At 40.7% G+C, this 24,622-nt stretch carries 21 protein-coding genes and 1 tRNA gene; 14 read left to right on the top strand and 8 right to left on the bottom strand.

Annotation, left to right across the window (positions count from 1 at the left end; genetic code table 11):
* Window positions 1-9 precede the first annotated feature (9 nt).
* Complete coding sequence (locus tag FHW89_RS12485) at window positions 10-1,281, bottom strand: site-specific integrase (protein ID WP_172335378.1); 1,272 nt, start codon at window positions 1,279-1,281, stop codon at window positions 10-12.
* A gap of 250 nt (window positions 1,282-1,531) precedes the next feature.
* Window positions 1,532-1,619 (bottom strand) — tRNA-Ser (locus FHW89_RS12480).
* Between the two features lie 266 nt (window positions 1,620-1,885).
* On the opposite strand from FHW89_RS12480, the gene FHW89_RS12475 reads away from it, so the two are divergent.
* The 3 genes from FHW89_RS12475 to cdaA all read left to right on the top strand — a co-directional run bounded on the left by FHW89_RS12475 (window position 1,886) and on the right by cdaA (window position 4,309).
* On the top strand, window positions 1,886-2,857 hold the full coding sequence (locus tag FHW89_RS12475) for a polyprenyl synthetase family protein (protein ID WP_172335377.1): 972 nt from the start codon (window positions 1,886-1,888) through the stop codon (window positions 2,855-2,857).
* 87 nt (window positions 2,858-2,944) lie between these two features.
* Window positions 2,945-3,430, top strand: coding sequence for a group II truncated hemoglobin (locus tag FHW89_RS12470; protein WP_253952227.1), 486 nt, complete (start codon window positions 2,945-2,947; stop codon window positions 3,428-3,430).
* An 87-nt stretch (window positions 3,431-3,517) separates the two neighbouring features.
* Window positions 3,518-4,309: a diadenylate cyclase CdaA gene (gene cdaA / locus FHW89_RS12465; protein WP_172335376.1), complete on the top strand. Its 792-nt coding sequence runs from the start codon at window positions 3,518-3,520 to the stop codon at window positions 4,307-4,309.
* Window positions 4,310-4,320: 11 nt separating this feature from the next.
* On the opposite strand, the gene FHW89_RS12460 is transcribed toward cdaA, so the two are convergent.
* Window positions 4,321-4,692: a hypothetical protein gene (locus FHW89_RS12460; RefSeq protein ID WP_172335375.1), complete on the bottom strand. Its 372-nt coding sequence runs from the start codon at window positions 4,690-4,692 to the stop codon at window positions 4,321-4,323.
* Between the two features lie 624 nt (window positions 4,693-5,316).
* Here FHW89_RS12460 and frr point away from each other — a divergent pair.
* The 3 genes from frr to FHW89_RS12445 all read left to right on the top strand — a co-directional run bounded on the left by frr (window position 5,317) and on the right by FHW89_RS12445 (window position 8,343).
* Window positions 5,317-5,880: a ribosome recycling factor gene (gene frr / locus FHW89_RS12455; RefSeq protein WP_172335374.1), complete on the top strand. Its 564-nt coding sequence runs from the start codon at window positions 5,317-5,319 to the stop codon at window positions 5,878-5,880.
* A 199-nt stretch (window positions 5,881-6,079) separates the two neighbouring features.
* On the top strand, window positions 6,080-7,846 hold the full coding sequence (locus FHW89_RS12450; protein WP_172335373.1) for an ABC transporter ATP-binding protein: 1,767 nt from the start codon (window positions 6,080-6,082) through the stop codon (window positions 7,844-7,846).
* 182 nt (window positions 7,847-8,028) lie between these two features.
* On the top strand, window positions 8,029-8,343 hold the full coding sequence (locus FHW89_RS12445; RefSeq protein ID WP_172335372.1) for a hypothetical protein: 315 nt from the start codon (window positions 8,029-8,031) through the stop codon (window positions 8,341-8,343).
* A gap of 185 nt (window positions 8,344-8,528) precedes the next feature.
* Here the strand turns inward: FHW89_RS12445 and FHW89_RS12440 are convergent, their stop codons facing one another.
* Together FHW89_RS12440 and FHW89_RS12435 are read right to left on the bottom strand one after the other, a co-directional pair.
* The gene (locus tag FHW89_RS12440; RefSeq protein WP_172335371.1) at window positions 8,529-9,254 is read right to left on the bottom strand and encodes a LytTR family DNA-binding domain-containing protein; all 726 of its coding nucleotides are present in this window, start codon (window positions 9,252-9,254) and stop codon (window positions 8,529-8,531) included.
* Window positions 9,255-9,327: 73 nt separating this feature from the next.
* Window positions 9,328-10,368 (bottom strand): sensor histidine kinase, encoded by a 1,041-nt coding sequence (locus FHW89_RS12435; protein ID WP_172335370.1) that lies wholly within the window; start codon window positions 10,366-10,368, stop codon window positions 9,328-9,330.
* A 314-nt stretch (window positions 10,369-10,682) separates the two neighbouring features.
* On the opposite strand from FHW89_RS12435, the gene FHW89_RS12430 reads away from it, so the two are divergent.
* The 3 genes from FHW89_RS12430 to FHW89_RS12420 are packed head-to-tail and all read left to right on the top strand — an operon-like array spanning window position 10,683 to window position 12,591.
* The gene (locus FHW89_RS12430; protein WP_172335369.1) at window positions 10,683-10,892 is read left to right on the top strand and encodes a hypothetical protein; all 210 of its coding nucleotides are present in this window, start codon (window positions 10,683-10,685) and stop codon (window positions 10,890-10,892) included.
* Complete coding sequence (locus FHW89_RS12425) at window positions 10,886-11,785, top strand: ABC transporter ATP-binding protein (protein ID WP_172335368.1); 900 nt, start codon at window positions 10,886-10,888, stop codon at window positions 11,783-11,785. The genes FHW89_RS12430 and FHW89_RS12425 overlap by 7 nt, the downstream gene beginning before the upstream one ends.
* 5 nt (window positions 11,786-11,790) lie before the next feature.
* A complete protein-coding gene (locus FHW89_RS12420; protein WP_172335367.1) occupies window positions 11,791-12,591 on the top strand; it encodes an ABC transporter permease in 801 nt (266 codons plus the stop codon).
* Window positions 12,592-12,633: 42 nt separating this feature from the next.
* On the opposite strand, the gene FHW89_RS12415 is transcribed toward FHW89_RS12420, so the two are convergent.
* The 3 genes from FHW89_RS12415 to FHW89_RS12405 all read right to left on the bottom strand — a co-directional run bounded on the left by FHW89_RS12415 (window position 12,634) and on the right by FHW89_RS12405 (window position 17,521).
* Window positions 12,634-15,102 carry a TonB-dependent receptor domain-containing protein gene (locus tag FHW89_RS12415; protein WP_172335366.1) on the bottom strand — a complete coding sequence of 823 codons (2,469 nt, stop codon included), beginning with the start codon at window positions 15,100-15,102 and terminating at the stop codon, window positions 12,634-12,636.
* An 80-nt stretch (window positions 15,103-15,182) separates the two neighbouring features.
* Window positions 15,183-16,004 carry an AraC family transcriptional regulator gene (locus tag FHW89_RS12410; RefSeq protein WP_172335365.1) on the bottom strand — a complete coding sequence of 274 codons (822 nt, stop codon included), beginning with the start codon at window positions 16,002-16,004 and terminating at the stop codon, window positions 15,183-15,185.
* A 140-nt stretch (window positions 16,005-16,144) separates the two neighbouring features.
* The gene (locus FHW89_RS12405; protein WP_172335364.1) at window positions 16,145-17,521 is read right to left on the bottom strand and encodes an OmpA family protein; all 1,377 of its coding nucleotides are present in this window, start codon (window positions 17,519-17,521) and stop codon (window positions 16,145-16,147) included.
* Window positions 17,522-17,659: 138 nt separating this feature from the next.
* On the opposite strand from FHW89_RS12405, the gene FHW89_RS12400 reads away from it, so the two are divergent.
* The 5 genes from FHW89_RS12400 (at window position 17,660) to FHW89_RS12380 (ending at window position 24,604) form a co-directional block, all read left to right on the top strand.
* The gene (locus tag FHW89_RS12400) at window positions 17,660-18,949 is read left to right on the top strand and encodes an aminopeptidase P family protein (RefSeq protein ID WP_172335363.1); all 1,290 of its coding nucleotides are present in this window, start codon (window positions 17,660-17,662) and stop codon (window positions 18,947-18,949) included.
* A gap of 489 nt (window positions 18,950-19,438) precedes the next feature.
* Window positions 19,439-20,494, top strand: coding sequence for a glycosyltransferase family 1 protein (locus FHW89_RS12395; RefSeq protein ID WP_172335362.1), 1,056 nt, complete (start codon window positions 19,439-19,441; stop codon window positions 20,492-20,494).
* Between the two features lie 79 nt (window positions 20,495-20,573).
* Complete coding sequence (locus tag FHW89_RS12390) at window positions 20,574-21,575, top strand: glycosyltransferase family 9 protein (RefSeq protein ID WP_172335361.1); 1,002 nt, start codon at window positions 20,574-20,576, stop codon at window positions 21,573-21,575.
* 72 nt (window positions 21,576-21,647) lie between these two features.
* Window positions 21,648-22,649, top strand: a complete 1,002-nt coding sequence (locus tag FHW89_RS12385) for a glycosyltransferase family 9 protein (RefSeq protein WP_172335360.1) — start codon at window positions 21,648-21,650, stop codon at window positions 22,647-22,649.
* Between the two features lie 98 nt (window positions 22,650-22,747).
* Entirely contained in the window at window positions 22,748-24,604 is a 1,857-nt protein-coding gene (locus tag FHW89_RS12380; RefSeq protein ID WP_172335359.1) for an ABC transporter ATP-binding protein, read from the top strand.
* Window positions 24,605-24,622 lie beyond the last annotated feature (18 nt).

Below are 24,622 nucleotides of genomic sequence, written 5' to 3'. Positions count from 1 at the left end.
CTATCCTATTCAGAAAATGGCTGACCCGGTTTCTGCACCTTCTTCAATTTCTTTATTTAGCTTATCTAATAAATTCTCTTCTAATAAGAGCATATCCTTGCTCACCTTGTAATCTTGCATTTTTGCGTAATGTTGGGTCTGCTTTATATCGGTGTGGCCCAACATTTTTGAAACAGACTCAATCGGAACCCCATTATTTAATGTAACGGTAGTTGCAAAAGTATGGCGGGCTATATGAAATGTAAGTTCACACTTGATCCCGCAACATCCGGCAATTTCCTTCAGATAGGAATTCATACGTTGGTTTGTCAGCACCGGTAACGCCATCCCCGTATTTGAGCATTTCGGATCATCCCGATATTTCATAAGTATTTTTTGTGCCGGAACAAGTAGTGGTATTCGAGACAGTGTACTTGTTTTTTGCCTGACTACAAACAGCCAGAATTTTTTGTCCTCCCCATATCTGATATCGGATCTCTTTAATTTTTGCACATCGACATATGCAAGTCCGGTGTAGCAGCTAAACACAAAGATATCTCTTACTGCGTCCAGCCTTTCCGTTTCAAATTCCTTTAATTCCAGCCTCCGCAGTTCCGATTCTGACAGCGCGGTTCGTTCAACCTTTTTCTTTGTCATTTTGAAATTGGAAAAAGGATCCGCAGGCAGCCATCTGTTTTTTACACAAATCAGTACGATCTTTTTGAAATTTGCCAGGTACTTCACCGTCGAATTATGGTTGCATTTTCTAACAGTTTTGAGCCAAAATGAATACTGGGTTATAAACTCGTGATCTAATTCTCTGATGTCTTTATCTTCATCCGAGCTATACAACCATTTCATAAATGCTTTTGTATGCCCATAAGAAATCTCGTATCTCCCTATAGTCCCCCGCGCATAATCAATACCCTCCAGTTCTTTCATTTGATCGTTGTGATGCCTGAAGATTTCCAGGATCATTCTTTTCTTATCATAATTACCCGTCAAGACATCTTTTATTCCCTGTGCGGAAACTTGTTTATTAGATTCGATTAAGAATCGTTTAGCCTGGTAAACCTGGTGCTCTAATGCGTCAAGAAAAGTGTTTAATTCTTTTATCGACTCCTTGTTGCCGATAGCTCGGCCTGAATGCGAACTCCACTTCGAGGATTCGCATTTGCGTTTAGTTGACAGCTCTTTTGCCTTTCCATCAACGGTGATTTTCAGGTAAATAAACCTGACGTCGCCACTTGAATTTTTGGGCTGTTTCAAAAAGAAAAGTAACCCAAAGCTTTTTTCTACCATAAAATACATCATTTAAAAGTTAACAAATTTACTTTTGCGTTATCTGTAAAACAAGATGTACGTGCCTTGAACATGCTCTAATACAGGATATTACAACGTTTTCATTGCGTCTTTTTTTAATCTGAAAAGACGCTACGAATGACGCAATAGAGTTATGCGCTTTTATGTGATTTTTAGTAGGGTTGAAAATAGAAAAAGCCCTTTAATATACAATTAAAGGGCTTTTTGTGACTTTTGTTAACGTTATCAGCGGAGAGGGAGGGATTCGAACCCTCGATACACTTTTGGCGTATACACACTTTCCAGGCGTGCTCTTTCGACCACTCAGACACCTCTCCGGGGCATTTGGGATTGCAAAGGTAAAATAATATTGCATTCAAAGGCAATAAAAAAAGCGAAGTCCTCTTTACAGAGGGCCCCGCCTTCACGAAAACTTTAACTCAACTTATAAAATATGGCATTTAACATATAGAGTGTAAATAACATGTTTGGTTTAATTTGAGTAAAAAATATATAGCTATAATGCAGATAAATAATTTTAGCTTATGTTTGCTCCATATTGCCGTATGGTAGTTTTACACGTAAAAAAGCTTGTTTAGTTTAAATGCTGAGCATCAACAACATTAAAAAACCTATTGCTGCCGATATTGATGTGTTTGAGGAGAAGTTCAAAGCTTCTATGCAAAGCTCGGTACCTTTGCTCGACAGGATAACCCATTATATTGTTAAGCGTAAAGGAAAGCAGATCAGACCAATGTTTGTGTTTTTTGCCGCCAGCATTTGCGGAGGCATCAACGAGTCAACCCATCGCGGGGCCGCTTTGGTTGAACTACTACATACAGCCTCCCTGGTACATGATGATGTGGTTGATAACTCATATCAGCGTCGCGGATTTTTTTCTATCAATGCTTTATGGAAAAATAAAATTGCCGTTTTAGTAGGCGATTACCTGCTTTCAAAAGGGCTGTTGTTGTCTATCGATAATAATGATTTTCATTTACTTCGTATCGTATCAGATGCGGTAAAACAAATGAGCGAAGGTGAATTGATGCAGATTGAAAAGGTACGCCGCATGGATATTGGCGAGCCGGTTTACTACGAGGTGATCCGCCAAAAAACGGCATCACTTATCGCTTCATGTTGCGCCTGTGGGGCCGCATCAGCCGGAGCCTCTGATGAGGTGGTAGAGAAAATGCGCTTGTTTGGCGAAAAAATAGGCATCGCTTTCCAGATCAAGGACGATATGTTTGATTTTGGTACCGACGATGTAGGTAAACCTTTGGGCATCGATATCAAGGAAAAAAAGGTTACCCTGCCATTGATCTATTCTCTCGCTAATGCCACTGATTCTGAAAAGAAAAGGATCATCAACTTGGTTAAGAATCATAATGACGATCCCGCAAAGATTGCCCAGATTGTTAAGTTTGTGAACGATACCGGCGGCCTGCAATATGCCGAAATCCAGATGAAAAAATACCAGGACGAGGCTTTTGAAATCCTCAATACTTTCCCCGATAGTGATTCGCACCGTGGATTGGAGCAACTGGTAAGGTTCACTACCGAGCGTAACAAGTAAGCATCTTATCATATTCATCATTACCGGGTTATACTTTTAACTTTGGTTTGGCTGTACTATCTTTATTCATCAATTAAAACACGTTTTATGATGGATGCAGCAAATAAACCAGGTGTGCCCACGCTTTTTGAATGGGCCGGCGGTACAAAAGTGTTCGAAAATCTTTTTGATAAATTCTATGATAAGGTATTGGCCGATGATCTGCTGGAGCCTGTATTTAAGCACATGAGCCCGCAGCACCGCCTACATGTGGCCCATTTTGTTGCCGAAGTTTTAGGCGGCCCTAAAACTTATAGCGAACAGGAGGGCAGTCATTTTATCATGATCAGCAAACATCTCCAAAAGTACCTGACCGAAGCACACCGTAAACGGTGGATAGAATTGCTGCTGCAAACTGCCGACGAATATGCATTGCCCGATGACCCTGAATTTCGTTCGGCCTTTATGGCTTACCTGGAATGGGGAACCCGTATCGCGGTCATTAATTCCAAAACCAATGAGGTTACGGAACCAACTGATAGTCCAATGCCGGAATGGGGTTGGGGTGTGGCTGGCGGCCCTTACATTCCCTGAATTGTCATCACGATTTAAAAAAGAACGTTGTTTATTGTACTGCTTAAGCCAGGCCTTAACTTCTCCTTAAACTTATTAACTTCGTAAATGCAATCTATATTCCTCAGCTTCCCCAAGATCACGTTTTTTGATATCCTTGATGTGGTTTTGGTGGCTTTTATCATATACCAGCTGTATAACCTCATCCGGGGTACTATAGCAGCCAATATCTTCATCGGCTTCGCGGTAATATTTGCACTTAACTTTGTGGTGAATGCCCTGCACATGAAACTGCTTACCGCTATTTTAGGCAAGTTTGTGGATGTGGGTATTATAGCCGTCATCGTGGTATTTCAGCAGGAAGTAAGGCGCTTTTTGCTGCTGGTGGGCAAAAATGCCTCACTGCAGCGAAATAAGGCCTGGTGGCAATACTTCTTTGGTAAGACCGAGGCTGAGAAAAATAACTATGCCCGCATAAAACCTATTATTGATGCCTGCAAAAGCATGAAGCAAACCCGTACCGGTGCTTTGATCGTATTTGCCAAATATTATGACGAGCAGTTTTACCAAAACAGCTGCGAGGTAATGGATGCAAAGATATCCAAACGCCTGCTGGAGAGCATCTTTCAGAAAACCAGCCCGCTGCATGATGGGGCTGTGGTGATATCTGAAAATAAAATTAAATCGGCCAGCTGTATTTTACCCCTTACCGAAAAAACAGACCTACCCGCGCAATTTGGCCTGCGTCATCGGGCAGGTATTGGCGTAACCGAAGCTAACGAGGCCACTGCCATTATCATATCCGAAGAAACCGGCGAATTATCCTACGCCAAGCAAGGCCGTGTTAAAATGAATATCAGCTTTGCTGAACTGGAAAAAGTGCTGAACAAAGATTTTTAACCCGCTGATAATTACGGACGAATAGTTTTTATTGCTGAATCTGGTTTCGCTTCGCCGAGCCGTTTGATCAACATGGTATAACGCATGTTAGGTTCATCTGTTTTCACAACCGGCATTTTATCGGTCGGCTGTAGTTTTATAACCGGCATGTGATCGGTTATTTCAGCTGCGATTACATTATTTAGGGTTTGCATATTCTGCAAAGGCTGAAGTACGTTGGGTATAACCGGGGTTGATTTTAATATACCATCATCAGGTTTTACCTTAAAATACTGATAGATAGAATTATCAAGTTTTTTACCAGGTGAGGGTGTGGTCAACTGTTGTGCTTTTAACTGTGTAATACCACCAATCATGAGTACAAATAGCCAAATTGATTTCATACGATAAAAAGGTTTACATAAATATAAGGCTATATCAGGATACTTAAATGTTAAAAAATGTTATTTAACATTTGATGTTGAACCGGATATACTTTTTAAACCTCCGATTTTAACAAATTTCGGTTCAAAAAAGGATTAAAAATGCGTCAAAACCGCTCAAAAAAACCTCATTTTAACACTTTTTAACAAATTTTAACGCGATTTTGGGCACTTTTTAAAACTTTAAAAAGTATTAGGCTGCTGATTGTCAAATAACTGAATGTCAATCGATTGGTTTTTGGTCTTGTTTTGACCATAACTAAACAGCCCGGATGTCTGCTAAAAGACACCCGGGCTGTTGATTGATATAAATATACGAAAATTTGTGCGGAGATCAAAGTGTCTGGATCGATTGTTATACTCAGCGGAGCGAAGGATCTATTCTGCCTTTGAAATGTTCAGCAATAGACGCTTTGTTCCACAGCATGACAATTGGATATTTTCTTCACTCTCTTCCCACCACAGCTGAGAGAGGGCGTATAGCGAAGCGAAGGTTGGGGAGGAGTCGTGCGTCCAAGAATTTGATTTTACACTAAGGCTAAGGAAAATGATAGATTTTATTACTTTTGTGAAAATTTAAAACCAATGAGCGAACTCATTAAAAAACAAGTAACTGATGCAAAGGCTTTAATGGACAAAGCCATTGACCACGCCGATAGTGAATTAAATAAGATACGTGCAGGTAAAGCAAACCCATCTTTATTGGATGATATTATGGTTGATTACTACGGTAACCCAACCCCATTAAGCCAGGTAGGTAACGTTAATACGCCCGATGCACGTACCATTATTGTACAACCCTGGGAAAAATCATTACTGGGAGCTATTGAAAAAGCTATTAAAGAGGCAAATCTTGGTTTTAATCCGCAAAACGATGGTGTGATCATCCGCATCAATGTGCCACCACTGACCGAGGAGCGTCGCCGCGACCTGGTTAAAAAGGCCAAAGGTGAAGCCGAAACTGGTAAGATCGCGATCCGCAACATCCGTAAAGATGCTAACGAAAAGATCAAAAAGTTAAAATCAGAAGGTGTTTCTGAAGATGAGATCAAAACCGGCGAGGCTGAAATTCAGAAGCTTACCGATGCTTATATTGTAAAGATCGACCAGCTTTCTGAAGCTAAAGAAAAAGATATCATGACGGTTTAAATATTAACCTTATGTCAAATTAAAAGGGAATGAGCTACTTAGCCATTCCCTTTTTTTATTTTTGGAGAGTTAGTACCAAACTAGTATCAAGTAGCTGGTATCAAGTATCAAGACCACGATCTGTTAAGTTCAGATACTAAGGTTAAGAAAATCTTGATACTTGATACTAGCTACTTGATACTAACTACTAACATAAAACATGAATATACTACTTTCGTATTTAAAAAAACACCGCTGGATAGTTGTATTGGCACTTTTCCTGGCGGCCATGAATATTGGCTTTTCATTGCTTGACCCGTGGATAACCGGACGCATTGTTGACCGGGTTATCGAAAAACGCAACACCCTTCAATACCAGGAATACCTGCACCAGGTGTTGATACTCATTGGCGCGGCTATTGGTGTGGCCATGGTATCGCGTATAGCTAAAAACTTTCAGGATTATTTTACCAATATCATCACCCAAAAAGTGGGTGCCGAAATGTATGCCGACGGGCTGAAACATTCGCTCGAATTACCTTACCAGGTATTTGAAGATCAGCGCAGCGGCGAAACTCTGGGCATTTTACAAAAGGTAAGGCTCGATTGCGAAAAGTTTATCACCTCGTTTATCTCTATCCTTTTTGTATCGCTCATCGGGATGGTATTTGTTATCGTGTACTCGGTAAGCGTAAGTTACCAGGTAACATTGGTATATTTTGCCGCTATACCCATTATCACTTTTGTGAGTATGGCCATGAGCCGGAAAATAAAAACCATCCAGAAAAAGATTGTATCAGAAACTACGGCTCTGGCTGGTTCAACTACCGAGTCGCTAAGAAACATCGAACTGGTAAAAAGTCTGGGTTTGGCTAAACAGGAAATCGCCCGCTTAAATAAAACTACTTACAGAATACTCGACCTGGAGCTTAAAAAAGTAAAATACGTGCGCAGCATGAGCTTTGTGCAGGGTACTACGGTAAACCTGGTGCGGAGCGTAATGGTAGTAGTGTTATTGCTGCTTATTTTTAAACAAACCATTTCGCCGGGGCAGTATTTTAGCTTTTTGTTTTATTCCTTCTTCCTGTTTAACCCGCTGCAGGAGTTGGGCAACGTGATATTATCATGGCGCGAGGCCGAAGTTTCCCTGGGTAATTTTAAGGGGATATTGAGTACCCCTATTGATAAAAAACCCGAGAAACCAGTGTTGCTGGAAAAAGTAAATACCTTAACTTTTAAAGATGTTACTTTTAAACATTTAACCGCCAACCGCAACGCCCTTAACCACATCAGCTTTGAAACCAATACCGGCGAAACCATCGCTTTTGTTGGTCCGTCGGGCTCGGGTAAAACTACCCTGGTAAAACTATTGGTTGGCTTGTATCAGCCTTTGGATGGCGATGTTTTATACAACAATATTTTAAGCCGTGATATTGATTTGGATCAGCTGCGCGAAAAAATTGGTTTTGTAACCCAGGATACCCAACTATTCTCGGGTACCATACGCGAAAACCTGTTGTTTGTACGCCCCGATGCTACCGACGAGGAATGTATGAATGTGCTGCAGCGTGCGGCCTGCCAAACGCTGCTGGCGCGTGCCGATAAAGGCCTGAGCACCGTAATTGGCGAGGGTGGGGTAAAAGTATCCGGTGGCGAAAAACAGCGCCTCTCGATAGCCCGTGCATTGTTGCGCCGGCCAGATATCCTGGTGTTTGATGAGGCTACATCCTCATTGGATTCGATCACCGAAGAAGAGATCACAGAAACTATCCGCAATGTGTCCGAGTTGGAAAATCACATTACCATCCTGATCGCTCACCGCTTGTCGACCATTATGCATGCCGATTGCATTTATGTGCTGGAGAAAGGCCGCATTATTGAATCGGGCAAGCATCATGATCTGTTAAGCCAGAAAGGTCTTTACTATGCCATGTGGCGCCAGCAGATTGGGGAGAAGGATACGGTTGAAGAAATAGAGGTGAAGTAATAGCATATATTTTTAATTTGCCATCCTGAACGCAGTGAAGGATCTGGTCGTGAACATGCATGGCGAAGGTGTTTTCCAACGCGTCATTGCGAGCGTAGCGTGGCAATCCCAAACTATACAGGGCCGCATTACAGGGCGTATACCCGCTCTTGGCCGCGGGGGGGCCTAGTTACTTTTCCTTGATGAAGAGTAACCAAAAATCAAGTCAGCAGAAATGCTTCTTTGCCGCACATGGCCTTTGCCCTGCAAAACGGACAGGACCACGGGCTGCAATTATTTTGCCCGACTTTGTTCGCTCCAGCCCCGCGCTTCAGCAAAAACTTGCTAATGCCCTTGCCATCGCACGGGCCTACATCGTTCTGCCCGCTTTCGCCCGAAGCTTATCTGCTGATGGGAAAAAGAAAAAAGCTATGGCATTGCGAGGAGGAAAAATAGAAAAACTGTCAGCTCGAACGAGGTACGAGGAGAGATCTTATACACGGGATAAGTTCAACTAGGCGTTATCATCCTGAACGTAGTGAAGGATCTGGTCGTGAACATGCATGACAAAAGATTTTCCCACCACGTCATTGCGAGCGCAGCGTGGCAATCTTCCAATTAGCAGGTCCGCTCTGTAAGTAGGGGATTGCCACGCTGCGCTCGCAATGACGCTTTTATTATATGTTATAACCCCATCTGGGCTTTAAATATTCTTATCCTCAATCATCCGGAAGAAATCGTCGCGGTAAGTATCGCCTACGGGGATGATCTTGTCGCCTATCTGGATGCGGCTTCGTTCGATGCTGTCGATCTTGTTGAGGGCCACAATGTATGATTTGTGTACGCGAATAAAATGCCTTTCGGGCAGGGCATCCTCCATTTTCTTCATGCCCTGCAGGGTAATGATACGCTCGGCAGTGGTGAATATGGAGATGTAATCTTTTAGTCCTTCAATAAATAAAATATCGTGCAGGTAAACCTTTTGGATCTTATGTTCGGTTTTAACGAAGATGAAATCGGTTGAAAAATCATCTACTTGTACCGGTTCAGCCTGTTGCACGGTTTTAACTACCGGCTGTATAATGCTTTGCGCTTTTTGAACCGATTTAAAAAAACGGTCGAGCGCTATGGGTTTAAGCAGGTAATCAACCACATCCAGCTCATAACCCTCCAGCGCATATTGCGGATAGGCGGTGGTGAGGATCACTTTGGCTTTGCCGTTGGCGATCTTTAAAAATTGGATGCCGGTAAGCTCGGGCATCTGCACATCTAAAAACACCAGGTCGACACTGCCACCCTGTACTATGGTTAGCGCTTCGATAGGGTTGGTAGTGGCTTTTACCAATTGCAGGAAAGGCATTTTGGAAATATAATCTTCCAAAATATGCAGCGCTAAAGGCTCATCATCAACTACCAGGCATCGGATCATGTTGTAAAAATAAGTGTTCTAATGATTTATCGTTAATTTTTTTATTTCCGGTTAATAACGGAGCAAGACCTGGTTATAGTACGATGGATAGCTCGCAGGTATAAGTGTCAACTTCATCCCTGATGTTTAGCGTATGTTTGTAGGGGTAAAGCAGGTTGAGCCGTCTTTGTACGTTGTTTAAACCAATACCACCCACAGTATCGCGGTTATGGGTGTGTTTTTTGTTTTGTATATAAAAATGAAGCTTGCTCTCCTCTACATTGATGAGTAGTTTAATGGGCGATGTTACATCACTGGCCACACCATGTTTAAATGCGTTCTCGATAAAAGCGATCAATAACAGGGGTACAATTTGCTGATTGGTTACTTCGCCCATCACCTTAAAATCGATAAAAGCTTTGTTGCCGAACCGTATTTTTTGCAGGTCGATGTAATTATGCAGGTATTGAAGCTCCTTGCTCAGGTCAACCTTGTTGTCATTACACTCATACAACATGTAGCGCATAATTTCTGATAGTTTCAGGATAGCCTCAGGTGTGGTTTCCGATCGCTGGTAAGCCAGCGAATAAATGCTGTTGAGTGAGTTAAATAAAAAGTGCGGATTGATCTGCGATTTTAAAAAGGCCAGTTCGGCGCTCAGTCGCTGATTTTCCAGATCGTGCTGTATCCGTTCATTCAGGAACCAGTCGGTAGTAAATTTGAGCACGGTACTTAAAAAAATGAATATTAAGCTGGTGAAAATGGTGCTTAAAAAGTAGGAGGGAAAGGTGATCACTTCGCCTTTCATACGTACCAGCACATATTGTTTAAACAGAAGCCCTACACCGTATTTAGCAAAGCCGTAAGCGATGATGGTAATGATAACAAACAAGGCATAGGCCCAGTAGCGTTTTTTATCTAAAAATCTGGGGATATAAACCAGGAAGTTAATATAAAACAGGCTGATGTTGATAGCCGGGTATAGCAGAAACAGGATGAGGAGCTCCTGGTTGCTTAGTTTGGTATTGCTGCGGGCCAGGGATAAAAATAGCGATATGATGCCGAGCCAAAAAAGCAGGTGCCAGAATATTTGCCAGCCTTTCCTTATTACACGTGTTTGTTTATCTGACGACATTTTTTTAGAGTCTGATCAGAAGCAAGAATCAAGAGACAAGAGCCAAGACAGTAATATAATCATTTGATTGCAGCTTGTCTTGATTCTTGTCTCTTGATTCTTGCCTCTTAACTATCGTCTAATTTAATATTTTGATGGTGATAAGCTGCTATAATTATATATAGTATTTCATTTTATCGATGAACGGGCATTTAAAATCGATGAACGGGTTAATACGGCTAATTGACCGTTCATCTATAAACTCCGACCGTTGGTCTAATACTTTTTAGCAGGTAAAATAAAAGATATTCCTTTGTTGTATCAAAACACTCACGATGAAAACGCTTATCAAAAACTCGAATCCTTTTATCATGTTACTGATACCAGTAATGTTTGCCCTAATATTAGGTGTAAGCTATCAGTTTGAACAAAAGAAGGAGTCGGCAATTGTTGGGGCATCCGTTCATGCCACATCATTGTTTTACAAAGGTGTACACCTTGTTAAAACTGTTTGCACAGTAGCCAAGGATAATCATGTATGGTAATTCGTACTGAAGGGTTATCCTTCAACTTCGGCAGTCAGCAGGTTGTGAAATCATTAAACCTGCAGGTACCCGAAGGAAGTATATATGGTTTTCTTGGCCCAAACGGCGCCGGGAAAACCACTACTATCAAACTCCTGTTAAATCTGCTCAAAACTCAACACGGCAGTATCCACATTTTCGGACAGGAACTCCAAAAAAATCGCATCAGCATATTATCCCAGATCGGGGCGCTTATTGAGCAGCCGGCTATTTATCAGCACCTGAGCGGCAAAGAAAATTTACTGAACAGGGCTTTACTATTACAAGTTCCAGTTAAGCGGGTCGACGAAATGCTCGATCTGGTGCACCTGAGCAATGCCGCTAATAAAAAAGCAGGTCAGTATTCCTTAGGGATGAAACAACGCCTGGGCATAGCTTTGGCCCTGCTTACTGATCCTAAATTAATGATACTGGATGAACCCACCAATGGCCTGGATCCGAACGGTATCATCGAGATACGAGAGTTGTTATTGAAACTGGTTAACCAGCATCGTAAAACGGTGTTTATATCGAGCCATTTACTGGCCGAGGTTGAACGTATGGCTACGCATGTAGGCATTATTGATGGTGGTCAGTTATTATTCCAGGGCAGTATAACGGAGCTGGAAGCCTTGAGCCAACCCTTAATACGTATCGAGACCGATAATAGCGTAGACGCGGCCAACTTGTTGAAACGCAAAAATTACCCGGTTGCAGATGTAACGGATGATTATGTATATGTGCCCTATATCTCAAAAGAGCAAATGGGCGATATTAATGCGCTGCTTATTCAAAATGAATATACTGTATTCAGCATAGGCAAGCAGCAAAAAGACCTGGAAAAATTGTTTTTATCTATCACCCAAAACGCCTGATCGCTATGAAGTGGTTTATTTTATCATTCCGGTCAGAATTTTTTAAGAGTCGTAAAACGTTAGGATTTTGGGCTGCTATATTATTGCCCCTGTTGATTTGCCTGCTGCTGTTTGTGGGTTTTTACACCAAAAGCGAACGTTTGGCAGGTATGCCTCCTGCAATATTATGGATACAGTTTGCAGGTGCAATTCTGGCTGTAATGGGCTCGTTGCTTTTACCCATGTTTGTTATTTTTATTGCCTATTCGGTAAATAGTATTGAACATAAGGCCGATACCTGGAAAAGCTTATTTAGCTTGCCCATTTCGCGCCTGAGTGTATATGCGGCCAAATATTTTTATGCCCTGTTCCTCATATTTTTGTGCCTGGCGCTTTTTGTATTATTTACCATAGGATTTGGCAATTTGCTCAGTTTGGTAAAGCCCGAGCTACGTTTTGACAATTATCATATGGAAGATGTGCTGGCCAAGCTGTACTTTAAGCTTTTCTTGTCGTCGTTGGGTATATTGTCCATCCAATTTCTACTCAGCCTGTTGTGGTCCGATTTTTTAAAGCCAATGGGGGTTGGTTTTGTGGCCACCATTATAGGCGTTATAACCGCGTCAAAAGACTGGGAGTATTGTTACCTGTTTCCCTATTCGCATCCCATGCTGGCTCTAAAACTGGTGCCGCGTAATATCAACAAAGGCGAAACGCCCCAAATAATCATCGATCTTTTTACAAAAGACATTTTTGTAGGTATTACCATTTCCGTGCTTATTTTTATTAGCGGGTATTTTATTGTACTTAAAAAGAGTGTAAAGTAAAGTTTAACGCCGATGTTTCAAATTGGTGGTTAATAAAGTAAATTAAAATTCCCTATCACCGGTTTCGCTGGTTGGTAATTTTAATTTACTGGTAAACCTGTTTAAGTTAAAACTAAGGTTGATCAGGAGTACATCTGTTTCAGAGATATAATTTGTTGTTGTATAAAAATCTCGACCGGCGGTAGTAATACGCTGTTTGTTTGCGCCCAGTATTCCCATGTTCATGTTTTGCCATAGTAGTGATGCGGATAGGCGCCCTTTCATGAATGTTTTTTTTACAGAGGTATTTGGCACAAAAAATTGTCCATCTTCTCCCTGGGCTGTTGGCCTTTTTGAAAGGTAGTTTATATTGGCCTGAAGGCTAAGCGTTTTACTAAGTTGAAAATTGGTATTTCCATTAACCGAATAAGCCCATTTGGTATTGGAGATGATAAAAGGTTCATTTAAAATAGCAATGTTACCATGTATTTTATAATTGTAGAGGTTGCCACTCAGATAAATGCTCCACCACTTAAACGGCGATAAATTCATTCCCGCTTCCAGCCCGAATAGCCTGGCGCTTCCGGCATTGGTATACACCCGGTTTAGTATAGTATCGGCATACACGCTGTTAAGCCGTTGTACAGGGTTTTTAATGTGCTGATAATAAAGGGTAGTAAAGAAGGACCCATTGGTAAAATTCCGATTCATACCCAATTCGGCCAGGTCAATAAATTCCGGCAACAAGTCAGGGTCGCCCTGTTCCAGCGTTTCAGAGTGTTCACGCTCTGGTATGGGATTTAACTCCAAATTGCTGTTACGCTGCACCCTTTTGCTATAACCCGCTTTAAGGTTCCAGCCTTCGTTGAGATGATACAGTAAACTGGCCGAAGGAAACAAATTGGATAGATTGAGAATATGCGGATTGGGGTCATATGACAGGTTAACTGTACGCGCAGCATATTCGTAGCGCAAGCCACCCACATACTCCAGCTGCTGTACCTTGCCGGAGTATTGACTATAAAATGAATTGATATCATTTTTAGCATGTGTACTCCCACTAAATTTGTCCAGATCGGGCTGCGAAGTTGCCGGTGTTACAAAATAATCAAAAATGCCGCCCTGAATATCATGCCTGAACTGGTAACCGCTTTCCAATTTCCCTTTACCGATATTCACGCTATAATCCAGTTTTAAGCGATATGCGTTGATAGGCCTTTTGTAAGGATTGTTTACATATTGAATTGTGTCTGTTGTATTCGGAAATTTTAAATTTCGATTTTGAGTTGCCCCGTACAAATTATCGTGCTCATAAAGTAAGCCAGCCGTCAGGGCCGACTTATTAGTAAAAGTGTGGGTATAATCAACATTACCTAAATTAAAGGTGCCTTCTTTAGTTTGCAGGTTTGAGTTATAATAGGTTGTACTTTTAATAAGCGCATTGGTATTTAGATCTGAGGTGGTATTATTATATAATAAATCAGCCAGGCGTGCCTGGTATCTTTTACCACTATAAAGTCCCACTGATATTACATTGTTTGGGTCGGCGGTATAACTTACAGATGCCCTCCCTGCATAATTATGCCTGTCAAAACTTCTTTCACCGTTGGATGGGAAACGGGTAATGGTATTGTTAGTGAAATTTTTTGTATAAACATTCCCTTCCCGGTAACCTGCGTTATCATTTCGGGTATAATTACCTCCTACAGAAATATCCCACTTGTTTTTCTTATAATTAATGGTAGCGTCGGCTCCAAAGCGTTTAGGTTTTTTTAAGTTGCCATAGCTGACTGTGCCGGGCAGGCCACCCTGGGAATTGGCTACCAGTGTAAAACCATCTGCCGTTCCTTTTTTAGTAATAATATTGATGATACCACCCCTGCCATCCGGGTCGTATTTGGCGGATGGCGCGGTGATCAGTTCTATATTATCGATAGTATTGGCAGGTAACTGGGTTAGCACCGTTTGCGCATCGGCCAAAACAGGTTTACCATTAATCAGCACCATAAAACCAGATGATCCCCGCACACTAATATCTCCCTCTGAATTGACCGCTACCGATGGAAGATTTTTCAATACGTCTATAGCTGAGCCGCCTTTGGCCGATTCAAACTGCCCGGCTTTATAACTTTGCTTATCAATTTTATTTAATGCTGTTATTTTTTGACCCGAAATAGCAACCTCACTAAGCATCTTGCCCGATGGGCTTATCTGAATATTGCCTAAATCTAATTGCTGGCTATCCGCAATATTAATTTCTTTGATGTATTTGGTTTCATAACCTACGAAGATTATTTTTATATAATAGTAGCCTCCTGGTATTTTTGTGAAACGAAACTCACCGTTGGTGCCTGTAACTTGCCCGTAAACCAGCGTAGAATCGGTTGTTCTGAATAGGGCAACACTCGCATATTCTGCCGGAGATTTGCTTTTGACATCTGTTACCTTACCTTTAATATTGGCATTTTGTGCGAATGAACTTATATAAGAAAAGAGAAAAATAAGACAGCCAAGAGGTAAACGTATTTTCATGATAACATGCAGATTGCAATTGTAAAAATAGAACTTACAGTATGCTGGTCACGGTATAAAACCTGCCATCTGCGGTATAATTAAATGACTCTTTTGGCCGATGAAAGTGCCAGATCCCGGTACAAGCCAGGAGTTAAGTTGGTGTTTAGTTTAAAAAATTTTACAAAATGCGACGTATCGGAAAAGTCGAGACTGGCCGCAATTTCCTTGATGGATAACGAAGTGTTTGAAAGTAAGGTTTTTGATTCTAACAGGATACGCTCATTTAACAACATGGATGGTGTTTTACCTGAGGCATTCCTGCATATTAAATTTAACCGGGATGCTGATACTTTAAGCAGATCGGCATAATCCTGTACCTTTTTTATCCGCTGATAATTTTCATTGATCAGGCTTTTAAATTGATAGTAAACAGCGTTAAAAGTTATTTCTGTTTGGATAAAGGTACCTGACGGTTTCGGGATCTTTAACAGGATGAGTTGTAAATAAGTCTTTAATATAGTTAGTGAAGCATTAGATTGATAATCCTGATAAAACCGTTTTACTAATTCAAAAAGGGTACCGCCATCTGCCAGGCTAATGTGAGCGGGTAACTGATAAACAACCTCTAAACCCTCGCTATTTAATAATTCCTCCCTGAACAGAATTACAAAACCTTTGGGTATTCTTGAAAAATCCCAGCAATGTGTTTGTCCTGGTTTTAAAAAAAATATATCGGGCGGATTAACATCAAAAGTTTGGTCATCAATAGTATGAAATCCCGAGCCCTGAGTTAATATGATCAACTCGAAGTAATTAGCATGTTTGTGCGGTACGGTGGGTTTGATCACCTCCTTAAACGGACTGATTTTTAAAACCTCGTCGGTTTTAATTTTCGATTTAACAGGTATACCATTCATCATCGATCACTAAGTTATGGTATATCTATATATAAACAAGCAACCGACGTTATTGTAAGAAGGTAGGGGGAGTCAATAAAAATGATATAAAACAAAGAAGGCTCCGGGTTATCCGGAGCCTTCGCAATAATATTTAATTGATATTATTTTTGTTTGAATTGAACGCGACGGTTTAATACGCGGCCTTCTTCAGTTGAGTTATCAGCAATTGGGTTGGTTTCACCGTAACCTTTTACTTTAACTTTTTTAGCATCAACACCAGAGTTAACTAAGTAAGTTTTTACTGAGTTAGCACGGTCTTTTGATAAAGATAAGTTGTGAGCAGCAGTACCTTCAGATGAAGCGAAACCGTCTACTTCAACAGATTTACCAGATGAACGCAGGTCAGCTGAAGTTGCATCTAACACTGGGTAAGATGAAGTTCTTAATACTGAGCTGTCAAATTCAAACTGAATGTTTGAGTAAGCAGTAGCAGCAGGAGCTGGAGCAACAGTATCTTTAGGGAATACGATAACGCAACCTGAACCGTCAACTACGCTGCCAGCAGCAGTACCTGGGCATTTGTCAAATTGATCAGCAACACCGTCACCGTCAGAATCTTTTTTCAGATCATTAACAGCGTTTTCAACGTTGGTAACACGGCCTTTCAAAGCTTCAACTTCCTGACGTAATGCAGCATCGTACAATTCGTCATACATTAAAGCTACTGGGTTAACCCACTCTAAGCTTGGTTTTGATTTTGAACCTAAAGTGAACTCTAAGCCAGCATAACCGTAGCTGTATTTATCTTTTGTAGGATAAGCCCTGTTAACACCGTCAAAGTTATCACCATCAACAAATGTTTCGGTGTAACCTAAGTTTAATGCAACAACATCACTTAATCTGAATTTAACACCTGCACCAACTGGGATGATCAGTTCTTTAACATATTTGCTTGTTCCTGAACCATCAGAGTTACCTGCGTGACCGTCAAAATCAACTACAGTACCGTTTTTGTAAGTAACTTTAGGAGTGTATAAAGCTAAACCACCACCGGCTGTAACGAAGAAGTTAACTGAGTTTTTGCGTCTTAAGAAGTCGATAGTTGCAACGTTTACAACACCGCTTAAAGTACCTGACCAGAATTTGGTTTGGAAAGACTGAGCAGCGTAAGCTCCGCTTGTACCAGGTGCTTTAGTGTTATCACCTTCTACTTTACCACCATGCAAATCCAATTGTAAACCAAAAGAGTGTGCTAATTGCTCTCTGAATGAGATACCGTAGCCTAATTGAATTTTATTGTGTGTAAAGTCATTTGAACCACCAGTTGCAACTGAAGGAGCGGTAGCGCCAACGTTTACACCGATGCTAAACTTTTTGTACTGACCTAAACCACCAAATACCTTGGGGGTAGTAGTTTCAGACGACGTTGTAGTTGCTGTAGTGGTTTTAGTAGAATCCGTTTGTGCATTTACGATTCCAACAACCATCAAAGAAGCAAATGACAATGCGACTGTTTTCTTTAATGTAGAATAATTCATAGTTTTTAAGATTAAACGATTTTAATTGTGATTTTTTTCAAATTTAGTAATTATGTTTGAAACCCTGACCAAACATTGTTCCAAAAATTGTAATAGTTATACAAATAAAGAAAAAAAAAAGATAATCAGCAGATAAATATGAAATATCCCGCAATCGATAATAGTTTATTTATTAATAATAGAAAAAATTTCGTTTCGAGAACAAAACCTAACTCCTTGGCTATTTTTCATGCCAGTGATGAATTCCCCAGGAGCGGCGATCAAACTTTTCAATTTAAGCAAAATTCTGATTTTTTTTATCTGACAGGCATCGACCAGGAACAAAGTATCCTGCTTTTATTTCCCGATTGTCCTAATAAAGCATACAAAGAAGTACTTTTTTTAAGACAAACCAACGAGCATATTGCCATCTGGGAAGGGCATAAATATACTAAGGAAGAAGCAAAAGCTGCATCCGGTATCGAAACTATTTATTGGCTCAGCGAGTATGAAACTATTTTGCAGAATATTATTTATTATGCAGAGTATATTTATATCAATACCAATGAAAATGAGCGGTATAGTCATAGCGTGCCCTACCGCGATCTGCGGATGCTTGAAGCTTTAAAAGCAAAATATCCCCTGCACAAATATGAACGGGCGGCAGTGATCATGCGCGATCTGCGTGTTATCAAATCGCCGGTTGAAATAGAGCTCACCCAAAAGGCATGTGACATTACCAATGACGCTTTTGTACGTGTGTTGAAATTTTTAAAACCCGGTGTTACCGAATATGAGATAGAAGCCGAAATTACACATGAATTTTTACGGCAACGGGCTACTGGAAATGCTTATCACCCTATTCTGGCTTCGGGTAAAAATGCCGTTGTGTTGCATTATACCGATAATAACCAGATTTGTAACGATGGTGATGTGATACTTTTTGACTTTGGTGCCGAGTATGCTAATTATAACGCCGATATGAGTCGTTCTGTGCCTGTAAACGGTCGTTTTAGCGACCGGCAGCGTGCTGTTTATGATGCTGTTTTAAGGGTAATGCGTGAGGCTACTAAAATGATTGTTGCCGGCACCAACTGGAACGAATATCATGAAGAGGTTGGTAAAATAACAACCAGCGAATTAATAGGCTTGGGGCTGCTGGATAAGCACGATGTAGCCAAGCAAGACCCCAACACGCCCCTTTATAAAAAGTATTTTATGCATGGCACCTCACATCATTTAGGTTTGGATGTGCATGATTTTGCAAGCCGTTACAAGCCATTTGAGGTAGGCAATATACTCACCTGCGAACCGGGAATATATATACCCGAAGAAGGTTTAGGTATCAGGATTGAGAACAATATTTTAATTACCCAGGATGGTAACCGCGATTTGATGGCCAACATCCCGGTAGAGGCCGCCCACATTGAAGAAATCATGAATACTTGAAGGTGATTTTGACAATTATTTTACAATGAAAGTAATTTAATCACATCTTTCAATTGTTATTGAATTGTTAATTCATCATAAACTATACATAAGTATCTACAAAACTATACAGATTGAATTTTTCATCTTTCAAAAGCTTTAGCATAAGGTTGCTAAAGCTTTTTTAATTAATGGGCTATATTAATTTTTGCCAGGTGCATTTGTATGGTTCTTCGCCAGATTGCAGTCTATCGGTATTGGAAAGAGCTGGTCTTTATAAAAATTGCCATTTCGATAAAGCATGCGAAGGGTATGAACGTGGTTGCGAAAGAGAAACTATATTTGAAACGAAGTGTGAAATCTTCTGCTGTACAAATGGCCGCGATTACACGAATGTCTGGGTAAGTGCACTAATATCTAATAATTCACCAAAACCGTATATTTGTTTTTTCAACGCCACCTGGAAATTTTTTAGAGGCGGTTTACAACTTTAAATTAAGATACCCGCATTTGAAACCCACCATTCTGATTACTTTCGATTCGTTAAAACGCGCCACATCGGGCATGTTTTTTTTTGAAAGAAGTTTAGGAGATGAGATCCTGAAGCAGAACAATGGCCGGTTTGCCATATTTGGCTATCTGCACAAAAAATCTATTTATTGGTTTCAGCAGCTTGCCGGTACTATTTTAATGTCGCCTTTGCATAAGGTGTTTTTTCCGGCATATAAACAATTTAAGCTGGTGCATTTTACCAATCAGTATTGTAAGTTGCGACCTACCCGGGTAAAAGCAAAAAAAGTACTTACTATTCATGACATGAACCCCGTTCATGAAAAAACACGTTCGCCGGCACGTTATAAAAAATACCTTGATCGCCTGGGCGGTTATATAGATAGCTGCGACAGGATAGTGACCATCTCAAATTTTGTGGCCGGTGACATTGTTAAATATTATCCGCAGGCGGCTGGTAAGCTTACCGTTATTTATAACGGAGCCGATAAGCTTGTTTTGCCACTACATCATCAACCGCCATATAAACCTGCACGTAAATTTATATTTACCATTGGTAGTCTCGCACCCAAAAAAAACTTTCATGTTTTACCGGCCCTGTTGCACAATAATAATCTGGAGCTGATTGTTGCCGGTAAAATAACCGACTATCAGCAGCGAATAATAGATGAGGCTAAGCAATATAATTGTGCAGACAGGGTAAAACTGATCGGTCTGATCAGCGACGAGGATAAAGCCTGGTATTACAAAAATTGCGAAGCTTTTGCATTTCCATCCATAGCCGAAGGTTTTGGGTTGCCCGTTATTGAAGCCATGCATTTTGGTAAACCGGTATTTTTATCAAAGTATACCTCCCTGCCAGAAATTGGCGGCGATGCAGCCTGGTACTTTGATAACTTTGAACCCGAAACCATGCGGTCAACTTTTGCCCGGGGTATGGACGAGTACACAGCGAATAACATGGCCGAAAGCATCAAACAACACGCGGCTAAATTTAATTGGGAAAAAACAGCCCGTCAATATCTTGATCTGTATACCGAATGCCTGGGCATGTAACCACTAAATATGGGTTAAACTCCCAAATTGTATTGTTGTATTTTTGCACACTTATACCCGTTATTTTAATAAAGTATAGATGCCAATAATTGATAATAAAGAGATAAAGCATGTTTTAATAAGCAGGATTGACGCCATTGGCGATGTGGTACTGCAGCTGCCCACCTGTATTTATTTAAAGCAATTATATCCCGATGTGATCATCAGTTTCCTGGGACGAAGCTATACCCAACCCATTATAGAGGCATGCAAGGCCGTTGATAATTTTATGAATTATGATGACCTTAAGCCTTTATCAAAAAAAGAAATAGCTGCGCTATTTAAAGAAAAAAATATTGATGCCATTGTGCATGAATTTCCTAAAAGCCAGATTGCCGAGGCCGCGAAAAAGGCGGGCATCAAAATAAGGATAGGCGCAACCAGTAAAATTCATCATCTTTTTAACTGCAATAAACTGATCAGGTTAAACCGGGCAGAATCAAATTTGCACGAAGCACAGCAGGATATTTATATGTGCGGGCCTCTTGGGGTTACCCATATCCCAACCATTGGTACTATTGCCCGTTATTACAAGGATAACTTTAAGCCTTTGGTGGCTTTGCCGGCTCAATTTAAAAATTTGCTAACGGATGATAAATTTAATCTGATTGTTCACTCTAAATCAGGTGGTAACGGACGCGAGTGGGATATGGATAACTTTACTGCCTTAATTAATGGTTTGCCTCTGGATAAATTCCGCGTTTTTATAACAGGATCGTTCAAGGAGCATCAGCTATTTAAAACATGGATACCGCAATTACCGCCTTCGGTAATTGATTTGAGCGGGAAAATGGATCTTGACGAATTTATAGCCTTTATTTATCATGCCGATGGTTTGCTGGCATCAGGCACCGGTCCGCTGCACGTGGCCGCCGCTTCGGGAATCTATACATTGGGTTTATTCCCCGTTTCCAAATCTATCAATGCTACGAGGTGGGCGCCATTGGGTATACGGGCCGAACACCTGGAAAGCGATTCTGACGATTTGAGCAGTATTTCTGTTGATATGGTTAAAGAGAAAATTGAAGGCTGGCTGCAATAAAATGAGGCTAATAACCTTTAATAAACTATTGTTCTATTTTTGCCTTATTGATATATGCTATATAAAAGTTAAATGCCCGTAATCGATAACAAAAAAATAACCCATATTTTAATAAACCGGCTTGATGCCATGGGCGATGTTGTACTGCAACTACCTACCTGCATCTATTTAAAACAACTGTATCCCGATGTCATCATCAGCTTTCTGGGCCGCAGTTATACCAAGCCGGTGATAGATGCCTGCAGGGCCGTTGATCATTTTATCAATTATGATGACTTAAAAGCTTTATCGGTTAATGAAATAGCTGCTGTTTTTAAAGAAAAAGCCATAGACGCCATTGTGCATGAATTCCCCCAAAGAGAAATTGCCGAAGCCGCGAAAAAGGCCGGAGTCAAAATAAGAATAGGCGTAACCAGCAGAAATTATCATTTTTTTACCTGTAATAAATTAGTGAGACTAAGCCGCCGAAGATCCGATCTGCACGAGGCGCAACAGGATATTTACCTGTGCAAACCGCTTGGTGTTACGCATGTGCCCACATTAGGCACGCTGTCAAATTTGTTCAAAGGCAATTTTAAACCCACAGTAGCTTTGCCGGCACAAATTAAAGATCAGTTGAAGGATGATAAATTCAACCTGATCATCCATGCCAAATCAAACGGTAATGGTAAGGAGTGGGATCTGGATAATTTTACTGCGTTAATCAAACTTTTACCTGCGAATAAGTTCCGCGTTTTTATAACCGGGTCGCAAAAAGAACATGAGCTTTTTAAAACGTGGATCCCTCAGTTACCGGCATCTGTAATTGATGTAAGCGGAAAGCTAACCCTTGAGGAGCTCATTGCGTTCATCTATCATGCCGATGGCTTGCTTGCATCCGGAACCGGCCCACTGCATGTTGCCGCTGCTTCAGGAATACATACTCTGGGTTTATTCCCCATTACCATAGGTATCCATGCTACCCGCTGGGCGCCGTTAGGTGTAAGGGCCGAGCATATTGAAAGCGACTCTGATGATCTGAGCAGCATTACCGTTGATATGGTTTTTGAACGGATAAGTAGCTGGCTTAAGTAATAAATAATAATAACATAAGAACCCGGGCGTTTTACCCTGTAATAATACTGTACCCATAATAGCTGCCATTTACTTAATTTTGCAGCTTAGCTTTTTAAATGAAAACATATTTCAGACTTCTGTCTTTTGCAAAGCCTATCGGGAAATTTGCTTTTCCATATTTTATTTTAACGTTATTTTCGGTAATATTTAACACGCTTAATCTTGCGTTGCTGGCTCCATTATTAAAAACAATTTTTAACCCGGCTACTGCCGAGGTGGTAAACAAGCCTGCCAATTGGTGGGACCCTTTAAAGGATTTTAATTATTTTGCTTACACCGCCAATCAGCATTATGGTGCCCTGGGCGCTTTAAAATTCGTTTGTGCTGCTATTGTTGTATCGGTGCTGCTAAGCAATTTATTCAGGTATTTTTCGCAGCGGATTATGGAAAACCTGCGAATCTATACACTGCTTAATCTCAGAAAAACTGTTTTTAATAACGTAATGAACCTGCACCTGGGCTATTTTAGTAATGAACGCAAGGGGGATATACTTTCAAAAATATCAGCCGATGTACAAGTAGTGCAGTTTTCGGTTACCGGTACATTGCAGGTTGCGTTTAAAGAGCCTTTTCAACTATTAACCTACCTGGTGTTTTTATTTGTTATATCGGTTAAATTAACTTTGTTTTCCATGCTGATCATTCCCGTTTCGGCATTTGTTATATCAAGAATAGTTAAGCGGCTTAAAGAGCAAGCTACGGAGTCGCAGCAAACTTACGGTAATATGATCAGTAACCTTGATGAAGCTTTATCGGGGATAAAGATCATTAAAGCATTTAATGCGGTTTCATTTATAAAAAACAGGTTTGATCATGAGAACAGGCAATATTCAAGAATAACCCGTTCAATGGCCAAAAGACAACAAATGGCCTCGCCAGTATCTGAGTTTTTAGGCGTTTTAATGGTGTCTGGCATTGTATTGTATGGTGGCTCACTAATTATTAATCATACCGGTACCTTATCTGCCGATAATTTTATCGTGTACATTGCCATGTTTTCGCAGATAATGAGGCCTGCTAAAGCCATATCTGACTCTTTCAGTAACATACATTCCGGCATAGCTGCAGGCGAGCGGGTGTTGGCCCTTATTGATGAAAAGCCATTGATAACAGATGCTCCCGATGCTGTGGCAATAACTGATTTTACCAAAAGTGTACGATTTGAAAATGTATCTTTTGCTTATAAAAATAAAGTTACGGCAGATGAAAGCGATACTGAACCCGATAAGTATGTCCTGAAAAATCTTAATCTGGAAATACCTAAAGGTAAAACAGTAGCCCTGGTAGGTCCGTCTGGTGGTGGTAAATCAACACTGATGGATCTGTTGCCCCGGTTTAGCGAACCGCAGTTGGGCACTATTTATATTGACGATAAAGATATAAAATCGGTTACTTCTGAGTCATTACGTGCTTTGATGGGTATTGTAAATCAGGAGTCGATATTATTTAACGATACTATATTTAACAATATAGCCTTTGGAAAAACCGGGGTTAGCCAGGAACAGGTTGAAGCAGCAGCACGTATTGCCAATGCGCATAACTTTATCATGGAAACGGATAAAGGTTACCAAACCAATACCGGCGACAGGGGAACAAAATTGTCAGGAGGGCAAAGACAAAGGATCTGTATAGCAAGGGCCGTACTGAATAACCCGCCAATTATGCTGCTTGATGAAGCTACCTCCGCCCTGGATACCGAATCTGAAAAACTGGTTCAGGAAGCGTTAAACAATCTGATGAAAAACCGTACCTCGCTCATTATAGCACACCGCCTGAGTACTATTCAAAACGCCGATCTGATCATTGTGCTGGATAACGGAAAGGTGGCAGAACAAGGCACACATCAAGAGCTAATTAACAATAATGGTGTGTACAAACGTTTAATAGATATGCAAACTTTTAATGCCGATTAATAAATAGAAATTGTTTGG

The organism is Mucilaginibacter sp. SG564 (genome assembly GCF_013149275.1).
Lineage (GTDB): Bacteria > Bacteroidota > Bacteroidia > Sphingobacteriales > Sphingobacteriaceae > Mucilaginibacter.
This window is presented reverse-complemented; position numbering and strand designations above follow the sequence as displayed.